This window comes from uncultured Halomonas sp. (assembly GCF_947501415.1).
Classification (GTDB): domain Bacteria; phylum Pseudomonadota; class Gammaproteobacteria; order Pseudomonadales; family Halomonadaceae; genus Halomonas.
Map to the genome: position 1 here is coordinate 18,338 of NZ_CANMVL010000022.1, position 13,302 is coordinate 31,639.

At 61.8% G+C, this 13,302-nt stretch carries 11 protein-coding genes; 9 read left to right on the top strand and 2 right to left on the bottom strand.

The features are described 5' to 3' along the window. Positions 1-223 precede the first annotated feature (223 nt). The 7 genes from Q0894_RS13475 (at position 224) to Q0894_RS13505 (ending at position 7,846) form a co-directional block, all read left to right on the top strand. The gene (locus Q0894_RS13475; RefSeq protein WP_299236247.1) at positions 224-1,312 is read left to right on the top strand and encodes an ABC transporter ATP-binding protein; all 1,089 of its coding nucleotides are present in this window, start codon (positions 224-226) and stop codon (positions 1,310-1,312) included. A 1-nt stretch (position 1,313) separates the two neighbouring features. Beyond that, on the top strand, positions 1,314-2,414 hold the full coding sequence (locus Q0894_RS13480; protein WP_299236249.1) for an ABC transporter ATP-binding protein: 1,101 nt from the start codon (positions 1,314-1,316) through the stop codon (positions 2,412-2,414). Next, the gene (locus tag Q0894_RS13485; protein WP_132044821.1) at positions 2,407-3,288 is read left to right on the top strand and encodes a sugar ABC transporter permease; all 882 of its coding nucleotides are present in this window, start codon (positions 2,407-2,409) and stop codon (positions 3,286-3,288) included. Before Q0894_RS13480 ends, Q0894_RS13485 begins: the two co-directional genes overlap by 8 nt. 1 nt (position 3,289) lies before the next feature. Beyond that, on the top strand, positions 3,290-4,183 hold the full coding sequence (locus tag Q0894_RS13490; protein ID WP_366131024.1) for a carbohydrate ABC transporter permease: 894 nt from the start codon (positions 3,290-3,292) through the stop codon (positions 4,181-4,183). A gap of 12 nt (positions 4,184-4,195) precedes the next feature. Continuing rightward, complete coding sequence (locus Q0894_RS13495; RefSeq protein WP_299236252.1) at positions 4,196-4,468, top strand: DUF2160 domain-containing protein; 273 nt, start codon at positions 4,196-4,198, stop codon at positions 4,466-4,468. A 57-nt stretch (positions 4,469-4,525) separates the two neighbouring features. Further along, positions 4,526-6,268 (top strand): ABC transporter substrate-binding protein, encoded by a 1,743-nt coding sequence (locus tag Q0894_RS13500; RefSeq protein WP_299236254.1) that lies wholly within the window; start codon positions 4,526-4,528, stop codon positions 6,266-6,268. Positions 6,269-6,607: 339 nt separating this feature from the next. After that, positions 6,608-7,846, top strand: coding sequence for a uracil-xanthine permease family protein (locus tag Q0894_RS13505; protein ID WP_299236256.1), 1,239 nt, complete (start codon positions 6,608-6,610; stop codon positions 7,844-7,846). A 60-nt stretch (positions 7,847-7,906) separates the two neighbouring features. Here the strand turns inward: Q0894_RS13505 and Q0894_RS13510 are convergent, their stop codons facing one another. Beyond that, positions 7,907-8,806: a carbon-nitrogen hydrolase gene (locus Q0894_RS13510; protein WP_299236258.1), complete on the bottom strand. Its 900-nt coding sequence runs from the start codon at positions 8,804-8,806 to the stop codon at positions 7,907-7,909. Between the two features lie 144 nt (positions 8,807-8,950). Then, a complete protein-coding gene (locus Q0894_RS13515; RefSeq protein ID WP_299236260.1) occupies positions 8,951-10,006 on the bottom strand; it encodes an agmatine deiminase family protein in 1,056 nt (351 codons plus the stop codon). 151 nt (positions 10,007-10,157) lie between these two features. Between Q0894_RS13515 and Q0894_RS13520 the strand changes: the two genes are divergently transcribed. Together Q0894_RS13520 and Q0894_RS13525 are read left to right on the top strand one after the other, a co-directional pair. Next, positions 10,158-10,994 (top strand): hypothetical protein, encoded by an 837-nt coding sequence (locus Q0894_RS13520; protein WP_299236262.1) that lies wholly within the window; start codon positions 10,158-10,160, stop codon positions 10,992-10,994. Beyond that, positions 10,991-13,288 (top strand): EAL domain-containing protein, encoded by a 2,298-nt coding sequence (locus tag Q0894_RS13525; protein ID WP_299236264.1) that lies wholly within the window; start codon positions 10,991-10,993, stop codon positions 13,286-13,288. Before Q0894_RS13520 ends, Q0894_RS13525 begins: the two co-directional genes overlap by 4 nt. The last annotated feature ends 14 nt before the right edge of the window (positions 13,289-13,302 follow it).

Consider the following 13,302-nt stretch of genomic DNA (forward strand, 5'->3'; position numbering starts at 1 on the left):
AAATCGACGGCCCCGCCTTTTATCCTCCAAACGTCTATTGGACGAAAGTTCAGTAAATAAAAAAAGCATGCACTAACAGAGTGTTCTTTGTGCGTCCTGGCCTACCGGTGGGGCGGTGGCGTCATTTTCGGTTGGTGACATTTGTGTTTGAAACCGAATTTCGGCTACGTTGTATTCAGCAGACACTGAAAACAATCGATAACAACGAACGGTCGAGATCTGTATGTCATTGATTTTAGAAAACATCGATCAGGTAATCGGTGGTGCCACTCATATCTCGGGCGTGAACCTGGAGCTCCAGGCGGGCTCGTTCAATGTTCTGTTGGGACGAACGCTGGCGGGAAAGACCACACTGATGCGGCTGATGGCCGGGCTGGATACGCCTGCCCGGGGTCGCATCCTGATGAACGGCGAAGACGTGACCGGACGCTCTGTCCGCAAGCGTAACGTCTCGATGGTCTATCAGCAGTTCATCAACTACCCGACCCTCACTGTCTACGACAATATCGCCTCCCCCCTCAGGCTGGCCAAGGTTGCCACCGCCGAGATCGATCGGCGAGTGAGGGAAGTCGCCGAGATGTTACATATCGAGCACCTTCTCGATCGCCTGCCTCTCGAGCTCTCCGGCGGTCAGCAGCAACGGACCGCCATGGGGCGAGCGCTGGCGAAGGATGCCGATGTCGTGCTCTTCGATGAGCCGCTGGTCAACCTCGATTACAAGCTACGAGAGGAATTTCGCGACGAGCTGCGTTCGGTGTTCAGTGAGCGCAACTGTATAGCGGTATATGCCACGACAGAGCCTGGGGAGGCCCTGGCTCTGGGTGGCAATACCGCTGTCCTGCATGAAGGACGCCTGGTGCAGTATGGCCGGACAGAAGATGTCTATCATCGTCCACGGGACATCCTGGCCGCAGAGCTGTTTTCCGAGCCCCCGATCAATATCGTGAAGGGGGTTATCTCTGGCGGGGAGGTGACCTTCGACAAGACGCTGCATTTTCCCATCAATGATGATCTGCGCGGTCTTGCCCCGGGGGAGTACCGTTTTGGCGTGCGCGCCTCCCATATCTCTCTCCTGCCTCGGGCCGAGAGTGATATCGAGCTGAAGATGACAGTCGACCTGGCGGAGATCAGCGGGTCCGAGACCTTTCTTCATGTGCACAACGATCTGTATCACATGACGGCGCACCTCGAGGGGGTTCACGAGTTTCGTGTCGATGCGCCCGTGACGCTCTATTTTCCTACCCACAAGATCTATGCATTCGATCATGAGGGTGCGGTGGTGCATATACCGAGCCACCTGGGAGGAGTCTGACATGGCCGAGATCACCTTGAAGTCCCTGGCACATACCTACCTTCCTGACCCTCGCTCGCCGGAGGACTACGCCATCCGCGAGATGGACCATGTGTGGCATCAGGGGGGCGCCTATGCCCTCCTGGGGCCTTCGGGCTGCGGAAAATCGACGCTTCTCAATATTATTTCGGGCTTGCTGGAGCCCTCCAGCGGCGAGGTTCTCTTCGACGGTGAGGTGGTCAATGACCTGCCTCCCGAGGCGCGCAATATCGCTCAGGTTTTCCAGTTTCCCGTGGTCTACGACACCATGACGGTCTACGACAACCTGGCCTTTCCACTGCGCAACGTGAAGACACCGGCGCAGCGTATCCATGAGCGTGTCATGGAGGTCGCCGATGTGCTGGAGCTTATGCCCCAGCTCAAGCGCAGGGCCAGGAACCTTACCGCGGACGAAAAGCAGAAGGTCTCCATGGGTAGGGGGCTTGTGCGAGAAGATGTCTCCGCCATCCTCTTCGACGAGCCGCTCACCGTTATCGACCCACAGCTCAAGTGGAAGCTGCGTCGCAAGCTGAAGGAGATCCATCAGCGTTTCGAGATCACCATGGTCTACGTGACCCATGACCAGCTCGAGGCCTCTACCTTTGCCGACAAGATCGCCGTCATGTACGAGGGTCAGGTCGTGCAGTTTGGTACCCCAAGGGAGCTGTTCGAGAGGCCTAACCATACCTTCGTGGGGTACTTCATCGGCAGCCCTGGCATGAACTTTCTGGAGGTTGAGGCCAGGGGCGGGAACGTGATGGCCGGAAGCGTCGAGCTGGCGGTCGAGCAGGCCGTCCATGATGCGGTGGACCATGCCACGTCCACCAACATCAAGCTTGGTATTCGCCCGGAGTTCATCGAGGTGCATGCCGAGCGGGTCGAGGGGGGGATGGAGGCGAGGGTGAATCACGTTCAGGACTTCGGGACCTATTCGATCGTCTACCTGACATTGGGCAGGATAGAGCTGAAGGCGCGTATCGAAGAGGATCAGGTTGCGCCGACCGGCCAGGCCTGGCTGCGCTTTCCCAATGAGCGACTCGGCCTTTACATCGATGAATACCGCGTGGAGGTCGGCCATGAATAAGGTTTACAACAACCGCGCCTGGTGGCTGATTCTGCCGATGCTCCTGCTGGTGGCCTTTTCGGCCGTTATTCCCCTGATGACGGTGGTGAACTACTCGGTACAGGATGTCTTCGACGCCAATACCCGCTTCTTCACGGGCACCGAATGGTTCAGGGAGATGCTCAATGATCCGGCGCTGCAGGCCGCCGTGTTGCGTCAGTTCGCCTTCTCGCTGACCGTGCTGGCCATCGAGGTGCCACTGGGGATCGGCATCGCCCTGATAATGCCAAGGAAGGGGTGGCAGGCCTCGGCCGTGCTGATCCTGGTGACCATGCCACTACTGATTCCATGGAACGTGGTCGGCAGCATCTGGCAGATTTTCTCGCGGGGGGATATCGGCCTGCTGGGCTGGAGCCTGCGGGAGCTTGGCTATGGCTACAACATCACCTCGAGTCCGGTAGATGCCTGGGCGACCATCATCCTGATGGATGTCTGGCACTGGACGCCGCTGATCGCACTGCTTTGCTACAGCGGCCTGCGTTCTATCCCCGATGCCTACTACCAGGCGGCGCGTATCGACCGCGCCTCGAAATGGTCCGTGTTCCGCTACATTCAGCTGCCCAAGCTTACCAATGTGCTGGTGATCGGCGTGCTGCTGCGTTTCATGCACTCCTTCATGATCTATGCCGAACCCTTTGTGCTTACGGGGGGAGGCCCCGGCAGCTCCACGACCTTCCTGAGCCAGTCGTTGACGACCATGGCGATCGGTCAGCAGGACCTGGGCCCCTCGGCGGCGTTTTCGCTGATCTATTTCCTGATCATCCTGCTGGTCACCTGGGTGTTCTATACGGCGATCATGAATATGCAAAAAGATGATAACAATAGGGAGGCATGATATGCGTGATTCAGTGCCCACCACTCCGGATGCGGTACGCCAGCAGGCGGCGGCCGCCAACAACCGTCGGCGTCGCAAGGCGCGTCCGGCCTCTCGCCAGTGGCGCCGTCGGGCGCTGATGACCGCCTATATCATTTTTGTTCTGCTGCCTATCTACTGGCTACTCAATATGTCCTTTCAGTCCAATACCGAGATCCTTGGTGGACTGACCCTGTGGCCCGACAACTTCACCATCGAGCATTACGCCAAGATTCTGACCGAATCCAGCTGGTATATGGGCTACGTGAACTCGATCACCTATGTGTTGATGAACATGTTGATCAGCATTGCGGTCGCGCTTCCAGCCGCCTATGCCTTCAGCCGGTACCGGTTCATCGGCGACAAGCATCTCTTCTTCTGGCTGTTGACTAACCTGATGGCACCACCGGCCGTTTTCCTGTTGCCCTATTTTCAGCTCTACTACACGGTCGGGCTGTTCGATACCCATATTGCGGTTGCACTGGCCCATTGCCTGTTCAATATTCCGTTGGCGGTATGGATTCTCGAGGGCTTCATGAGCGGGGTGCCCAAGGAGATCGACGAAACGGCCTTTATCGATGGCTATAGCTTTCCCAAGTTCTTCGTGAAGATCTTCATCCCCATGATCAGTTCGGGTATCGGCGTGACCCTGTTCTTCCTGTTCATGTTCTCCTGGGTCGAGCTGCTGCTGGCCAGTACGCTGACCTCCACCGGGGCTCAGCCCATTGCCTCGGTAATGACCCAGACCAAAGGGGCCTCGGGCATCGACTGGGGGGCTCTGGCGGCGGCCGGTGCGCTGACGATCGTGCCGGGCATCGTGGTGGTCTATTTCGTTCGCAACCATATTGCCAAGGGCTTCGCCCTGGGGCGGACCTGAGAGGGGCGAAACATGGAGTGGATGGTCTGGACCACGCCAACGACGATCTTCTTTGCCGTGATTGCCGCCATGCTGGCGGGCATGACGGCCTGGGAGGTCATTTCTCCAACGGTGGAACGGAAGGGGTTCCTGCCCATTTCGACCACACGTGGAGATCGGCTCTTCATCGGGCTGCTATCGGCGGCCTACATTCATCTGATGGTAGTGGGGTTCACCCCCCTCAGCATCTGGCTGGCACTGGGAGCATCGGTGCTCTGGGTATTGATCCTGATGCGCTGGGGCTGACAGAAACGCACGGAGCCGAGTGTCCAGGGACGGACGACGACAACCAAAGAGGTCAATATGACAGCGATAACAATGCGACTCTCTCTTCTGGCTGCCAGCATCACGCTGGCCAGTACGACCTTGCATGCCGATGACCATGATGCACGCGCCATTGCCGAACGCCTTGTCGATGAGCATTTCCAGAACTCGACGCTATCCCGTGAGGAGCAGATCGAAGAGCTGCTGTGGTTCGCCAAGGCGGCCGAACCCTTCCGTGACATGGAGATCAACACCGTCGCCGAGGGCCTGACCACCCATATCTACGAGCGGGATGTACTGGCCGAGGCATTCAGCGAGCTGACGGGTATCGAGGTCACCCATAACATCATCGGTGAAGGTGATGTGGTCAATAACATGCAGACCCAAATGCAGTCAGGGCGAAATATCTACGATGCCTATGTCAATGACTCCGACGCTATCGGGACGCATATTCGTTACGGCACTACCATCAATATCTCCGATGCCATGCAGAATGAGTGGGCCGACTATACTCTGCCGACCCTGGACCTGGACGACTTTATCGGCCTGCAGTATGGCACTGGTCCAGACGGCAGCATCTACCAGCTACCCACCCAACAGTTCGCCAATCTCTACTGGTTCCGCCATGACTGGTTCCAGCGGGAGGATCTCCAGGCGCAGTTCCGTGACATCTATGGTTATGACCTGGGGGTGCCGACGAACTGGACCGCCTACGAGGATATCGCCGAGTTCTTTACCGAACATGTCGGTGAGATAGACGGTACCAAGGTCTATGGGCATATGGATTATGGGCGTCGTGATCCATCGCTTGGCTGGCGCTTCCATGACTCCTGGCTCTCCATGGCGGGCATGGGCAGTCCCGGGGTGCCCTTCGGCAATCCCGTGGATGACTGGGGTATTCGCGTCAACGAGGAGAGCCAGCCGGTCGGTGCCAGCGTGTCACGTGGAGGCGCCACCAACTCGCCGGCATCGGTGTTCGCCGTGACCAAGATGGTGGAGTGGCTCAAGAAGTACGCACCTCCTGAAGCCAGTGGCATGACCTTTGGTGAAGCGGGGCCGGTGCCTGCTCAAGGCAATGTCGCCCAGCAGATGTTCTGGTACACCGCCTTTACTGCCGATATGACGGACCCGGGGCTGCCGGTCACCGATGACGAGGGCAATCCCAAGTGGCGCATGGCACCGTCGCCCACCGGCCCCTACTGGGAGGAGGGCATGAAGGTAGGTTACCAGGATGTGGGCTCCTGGACGTTCTTCGACTCCACACCGGAGGAGCGTCGCACCGCGGCCTGGCTGTTCGCTCAGTTCACCGTCTCCAAGACGGTGTCGCTGGAGAAACTCATGGAGGGACTCACGCCAATTCGCGAGTCGGATGTCTTCTCGCAACAGATGACCGAGATGGCGCCCAGGCTTGGAGGTCTGGTGGAGTTCTATCGCAGCCCGAATGAGTCGAACTGGACGCCTTCTTCCACCAACGTGCCGGATTATCCGCGCATGGCCCCGTTGTGGTGGCAGAATTTGGCACCGGCCGTTAGCGGTGATATCGCGCCTCAGGAGGCGCTCGACAACCTGGCAGGTGACCTCGATAGCATCATGGCACGCTTGGCGCGAGCCAAGGTCTTCACGACCTATGCTCCCAACCTCAACGATGAGCAGGACCCGCAGTACTGGCTCGACCAGCCTGGGTCCCCCAAGGCGAAGCTCGACAACGAGATGCCACAGGGTACGACGGTGCCTTACGACGAGATGATGGAGGCCTGGATGGCCGCGGGGTCTCGCGAGTGACCAGGGGAGGAGTTGCCTGACGCGAAGTTCGCCTGCGCTGGCCTTGCCTGAGACACCCGGCACCCTGTCACTGCTTGTCAGCACCCAGGACCTTTCAACCAGGAGCGAGCCCGGTTCGGCGTCTGCCGAGTCGGGCTCATTGCCTTTCTTAAGACAACGGCGAGCAACAGGCGACAGGCTGGCTCGATACACAGCTTCCGACACATGGCCTCGTCGGGTTCATGGTGGAGGGCCGTGATGCCAATGGGGGATGGCCGGAAATGGTCGTCCCCCAAGGGGGGACAGCCTGCTAGAATGCCGCGCGAGCTTACGCTAGCCACCCATTCCAGGAGCCTTGTCATGCCAAATCCCGCGGCCTCGCGACCCGCCACCTCCCTGCCACGTACGTTGCTGACCGGCGTGCAGATGCTGTTTGTTGCCTTTGGCGCCCTGGTGCTGGTGCCCCTGCTCACCGGTCTGGATCCCAGCGTGGCGCTGTTCACCGCAGGTATCGGGACACTTCTGTTCCACGGTGTGACAAGAGTGACGGTTCCGGTCTTTCTGGCTTCGTCGTTCGCCTTTATTGCGCCGATCCAGGGCTCGATCGCCAACTTTGGGGTATCGGCGACCCTGGGCGGGCTGATGGCTGCCGGCTTCGTGTATGTGGTCATCTCTCAGGCGGTACGCCTCAAGGGAACCGCCTGGCTGCATCGGCTGCTGCCGCCGGTGGTGGTGGGGCCGGTGATCATGGTGATCGGTCTGGCCCTGGCGCCGGTGGCGGTGAGCATGGCGACCGGCGAGACCAGCGACCATATCGCCTATGGCCCGGCGCTGTTTCTCTCCATGGCCAGCCTGCTGGTGACGCTGGTGCTGGCGGTGTTTGGCCGCGGGATCGTGCGCCTGATACCGATCATGGGAGGCATCGTCACCGGCTACGGACTGGCACTGCTCATGGGGCTGGTGGACTTCACGCCGGTGCATGAATCGGCCTGGCTGGCGATTCCCGAATTTACCGCCCCGAGCTTCCACTGGGCGGCGATCCTGTTCATGATTCCGGTGGCGATCGCACCGGCGGTGGAGCATATCGGTGACATGGTCGCCATCGGGTCGGTGACCCGCAGGAACTACCTGGAGAAACCCGGCCTGCATCGTACCCTGCTGGGCGATGGCCTGGCCACCGTCGCGGCGGCGCTGTTTGGCGGCCCGCCCAACACCACCTATTCCGAGGTCACCGGAGCGGTGACCCTGACCCGGGCCTTCGACCCGCGCATCATGCTGGTGGCGGCCTGCACCGCCATCGCCCTGGCCTTCGTCGCCAAGCTGGGGGCGCTGCTCCAGACCATTCCGGGGCCCGTGATGGGGGGCATCATGACCCTGCTGTTCGGCTCCATCGCCGTGGTAGGGATGAACACCCTGGTGCGCGCGGGTCACTCGCTGACCGCGCCGCGCAACCTGGTGGTGATTTCGCTGATCCTGGTCTTCGGGATCGGCGGGATGCAGGTGGGAGGCGGTCAGTTCACCCTGCAGGGGGTGAGTCTGGCCGCCCTGGTCGGCATTGTCCTCAACTGGGTGCTGCCCCGCGCCGAGGAAGATGAATAATCAGTCCCGATAGTGACGGGTGAGATCAACATAGGCGCCAACGCGACGGCCGCGGCAGCCCTAGTCTCGATAGCGACGTGTGAGATCGCGATAGGCGTCAACGCGACGGTCACGGAGGTATGGCCAGATACGTCTCACCTCCTCGCCGCGCCCCATGTCCAGGGTGACCATCAGGCGTTCGGCCTGGCAGCCGGCATGAGCCAGCAGTTCCCCCTGGGGGCCGGCGATAAAGCTGCCGCCCCAGAAGTCGATGCCACGACCGACGCCGGAGTGGTCGGGCTCGTGGTCGATGCGGTTGGCCACCATGACCGGCACGCCATTGGCGACGGCATGGCTGCGCTGGATCAGTGTCCAGGCATCCTTCTGCCGCTGCTTCTCGTCATCGTCATCGGCAGGGTCCCAGCCGATGGCGGTGGGGTAGAGCAGCAGCTCGGCTCCAGCCAGGGCCATCAGTCGCGCCGCTTCCGGATACCACTGATCCCAGCACACCAGCACACCGAGCCGGCCGATCGAGGTATCGATGGGCACGAAGCCCTGTCCGTCCCCGTCGGCGTCACCCGGAGTGAAATAGAACTTCTCATAGAAGCCCGGGTCGTCGGGGATATGCATCTTGCGGTAGTGGCCGACGGCGCCGAGCTTGCGGTCATAGACCACGGCGGTATTGTGGTAGAGACCGGCGGCGCGGCGCTCGAACAGCGAGCCGACCAGCACGATGTCGAGTTCGGCGGCCAGTGCCGCCAGTCGGCTGCCGGTAGGGCCATCCAGGGGTTCGGCCAGATCGAACAGCTCGGTCGCCTCGTACTGGCAGAAGTAGTGGGTGGCATGCAGTTCCTGCAGCATCACCAGCTCGGCGCCGGCGGCGGCCAGCTCACGAATGCCGGCCTCGCTCTCGGCGAGGCTTCTGGCCTTGTCGGGCCAGCCGGGTTGCTGGACCAGGCCGACTTTGAGATGGCGGGACATGGTGATTTCTCCTCGGTACTTGTTTGTCGTGGCTTCTCCGGTGACAGGTTTCCGAGGGGGGCGCTGTGAATACTTCCCTGTACGCTACCGACGCCATCCCTGGCGTAGGACCCCCTCTTCAACCTGTCCCCGGCGCCTCTCGCTTCAGCTCTCTACGGTCGCCTGGATGTTTAGGCTCCCGCGGGGCAGCTGCATGGTCAGGCAGTGCAGGCTGCCGTGCTGGCGGATGACGCTGCGACAGTCGATGGGCACGATATCGCGGTCCGGAAACGCCTCGGCCAGGGCGGCGAGGGCCCGGGTGTCGGCGGCGTCGGCGTAGGTAGGCACCAGCACGGCGCCGTTGATGATCAGGAAGTTGGCATAGGTGGCCGGCAACCGATGGCCATCTTCGGGATCCCGGCAGGGGGCCGGCCAGGGCAGGGGCACCAGCCGGTAGGGCTGGCCGTCGGCGCGCCTGAGTGTCTTGAGTTCAGCCTCCATGGCCGCCAGTGCCGGGTAGTGTGGGTCCTGCTCGTCGTCGCAGCGTACATAGGCGATGGTGCCGGGGTCACAGAAGCGTGCCAGGGTGTCGATGTGGCTATCGGTGTCGTCGCCCTCCAGGTGGCCGTTGGATAGCCACAGGACTCGGGTGACACCGAAGTCCCGATGGAGCCATGTCTCCACGCCGCGCCGGTCGAGACCGGGGTTGCGGTTGGGGTTGAGCAGGCAGGCCTCGGTGGTCAGCAGGGTGCCTTCTCCATCGCTCTCGATGGCCCCTCCCTCCAGTACCAGGCCGCGTTCGCTGATGGGGCAGGCGAAGATGCCGGCCTCGGCAAGGCGGCGGGTCAGGGTATTGTCCCGGGTGGCGGGAAACTTGCCCCCCCAGCCGGTGAACTCATAGTCGTGCAGCATCAGCTGGCCTTCGCGCTCCACCGCCAGAGGGCCATGGTCGCGGGCCCAGGTGTCATCCGCCTCGGCGACCACCAGCCTCAAGTGATCGTCGGGAACACCGAGAAGGGAGAAGCGTCGCGTGAGGTGGCTGCGGGTCTGGGGGGAGGGTACGCTGATCAGCACCCGCTGATAGCGCGCGATGGCGACCACCATCGCTTCCAGCGTCGCCTCGATACGCTCCAGCATCGAGGCCCAGTCGCTCTCCGGCCCAGGCCAGGTCAGTTGGATGGCATCCTGAGGGTGCCATTCGGGGAGCAGGCGTGTCGCCATCGGTAGTGTCCTGGTCATTGGTTGTCAGGACGCGAATGTAGGTGGCCCGGTCCCGCTATGCAAGAGCAGCAGAGCCGGCGTTGATACCCTTGTCGTCGAGGGTGGTATCCTTCACTCACCAACAACCGCTCTCGGGTGGCTAAGGAGTGGCATGCACGCCCATTACTCGTTTTCAGTGATAGTCCTGTCTGGCCTGATTCTCGCCGGCTGTTCAACGCTTCCCGATGGTGACAGGGTGGCGAGCTCCACCGGTGATTGGCTGACCCGTTCGGGCGAGGCTATCAGTGCCCAGAGTCGGCGCCTGGCAGAGTGGTTCGGGCGCGATGAAGCCTCGGACGACGAGGCGATACGCTCCGAACTCCTCGAGGAGCGCCAGGCGTTGCTAGATGAGCCCTATATCGATCCGTTGACCCGTTACCTGGAGACCCATGCCGAGGACCCTCGTTATGCCGAGGTGCTGACCGAACTCTCCCGGGAGCGAGATCGACGTTGTGCCGCGATCGCCGACAAGTATGCCGAGCGTCCCGCCAGCCGTGAGAACCTGGCACTCTATCGGCGTGGGTACCTGTACTCCTGTCCTGCCGAGGTCAACGCCTTCTATGCGCGTGTGCGACAGGAGGAGGCGCGCCGTCCTGTTGCCCGCCCCCGGCCCGAGAGAGCGTCGGATCCCGAAACGGACGATGTCCCCCTGGCAGAGCACGACGAACAGGTTGAAGAGGCGCTGGGCCGACGCAAGAGCAATGACTGCTACCTGCTGTTCACCATACGCAACCTGGGTGAGGCAAAAGAGGTCTGTCGCACGCCTGCCGAGGAGGGAGATGCCCGTGCCCAGCGTCATATGGGCAGCATGGCCGAACTGGAAGACCAGCTGGAGGAAGCGATGCGCTGGTATCGGCGTGCCGCCGATAATGGCGATACTCAGGCCCGCGAGCGACTCGAGGCGGTCGCGGCCTCGAGGCGTGATGCCGGTGACGAGGATGCCCGATGAGGCGTCGGCGCGTCCTCCTTGGGCGCCGGCCCACGATCATGCTGCTGCTGGCGTTGCTGGTACTGCTCTTCTTTGGCGGCATGTGGCTGCTCTCTTCGCTCAACTTGCGCTACGCCGAGGGGGCCCTCACCGAGCTGCGTGAGCGGCAGATCGTGGAAACCTTCAATGCCAACCTCGACCGCATCGATGCTCATCATCGACGAATGGAGCAGAATGGCTGGGGGTTGTCCCGGGCCGCCCTGCTACTGACCGAGATGGAGGCAGGCGAGGCCGAAGTCTCAGGTATCCTTAGGCAGACCCTGGAGGAGTTCACCGACGCCAGTGGGGCTACTCTTTGGCTTCCTCGGCTGTCACGGCCGATTGCCATGTTTGCTCATCGTGATGGTGAACAGGTGGTCGTCGAGCCCCTGGAGCGAGGCTGGTTGCAGGCGGACGCGCTACAGCCCCGTCTCGATATCTGGCGTGAGGGCAGCCGCCACCCCCACTGGACCGGGGCCTACTTCAAGCCGCATATCAACGACGCGGTGGTCAGTGTCAGCGTGCCGGTACGGGATGGTGCCGGGCGAGTGGTGGGCATGGCGGGCAGCGACTGGATCGCCGACGATATCATCAGCATGGTCAGCGGTGTAAAGGTCACGCCGAATACCTTCGCCTTCCTGGTGGATAAGGACAATCGAAACCTCTCCAGCCTGGCGGTCGCCGAGGATCTGCAGCGTGCACAGCGACTGATCGAAGAGGTGTCGGCCCTTGAGTTAAATCGAGAGGTTGATGCCCTGTCGGCGGAAGAGGGCATGAAGCGTCTCGATCTCACCCTGGCGGGGCAGCGCTGGTCGCTCTATCACGACGCGACCCGTGCCGGGATGGTGTTCGGCATTGCGGTGCCTCAGGCGGAAATCGATGCCGTTCTGGCGCCCATGCGCGGGGTCAACCTTCGTCTGCTGGCCGGCATCGGGCTGGCCCTGCTGCTGCTGGCGGGGGTGATCCTCTTCCTGGTGGCGGGACTGCTTCGCCAGTTGCGCACTCTCTATACCGATCCGCTGACCGGGCTACCCAACCGAGCACGCCTGTTGACCGATCTCAAGGGGGCGCGCAAGGGCTCACTGATGTTGGTCAATGTCGACGGCTTCAAGCAGATCAATGATCTGTTTGGCCATCAGTGTGGCGATCGCGTGATCCAGCGCCTGGCGGCGAGTCTTCAGGAGCTGCTGGAGGCGCACAGCTGTCATCACGGCCAGCTGTATCGCATGCCGGGAGATGAGCATGCGGTCTGGTTGCCCGGCACCATGACGGACAGCTCCCTGCGTAGCACCGTTGAGGCTTTGCACCAGGCGCTGAGCGGGCTGCGGGTCGATTGGCGAGGACAGGAGCTCCCGGTGCAGTTATCCCTCGGGGTGGCCTCGACCTGGCGGCTCGAGGCGGGCCAGGACACCCTGTTGTCCTCGGCCAGCATCGCCCTCAAGCAAGCGCGTGTCGAATCACGCCCCTATGTGTTCTATGACCCGGCCGTGCAGGTGCGGCGCAACTATGAGCGCAATCTGGCCTGGGCCAATCGGCTGGGAGAGGCCCTGGATCAGGGCCGGGTCGTATCCTATTTTCAGCCGATCATGGATACGGTGAGCGGGCGTGTCGAAAAGTTCGAATGTCTGGTGCGCATGCTGGAACGGGATGGTGAGGTGGTCGGCCCCGGTGCCTTCCTGGAGGTGGCCCGACGCAGCCGACTCTATCATCGCCTGACGCTGACCATGGTAGATCGCTGCCTGGTCGCGCTGGACGAGACGCCCCACGAGTTCTCCTTGAACCTCTCAAGCGAGGACATCGTTGATCCGGAAATCAGCGAGGCACTGTTGGCGCGGGTGGCCGAGAGTGGCGCCGGCGAACGACTCATCTTCGAGATCCTCGAGTCTGAGGGGATCGACAACTATGCCGCCGTGAGCGCCTTTATCGTTCGCGCCAAGGCGCTGGGGGTACGGATCGCCATCGATGACTTCGGCAGTGGGTATTCGAACTTCGAGCATCTGCTGCGTCTCGACGTGGACCTGCTCAAGATCGACGGTAGCCTGGTGCGTCAGCTCGACACCGACAGCGATGCCGAGACTCTGATCCGGGGTATCGTAAGCTTTGCCCGTGAGATGGGCATCGTTACGGTAGCGGAATTCGTTCACAACGCCGCGGTACTGGAAAGGGTGCAGGCATTGGGCGTGGACTTCGCCCAGGGGGCCTGCATCGGCATGCCCGGGGCTAACCCGGAGTTCGCGACCCCCATCGGCGGGGTCCGTGCAAATCCTGTGAATTAGCCCCTGTCGGCGAT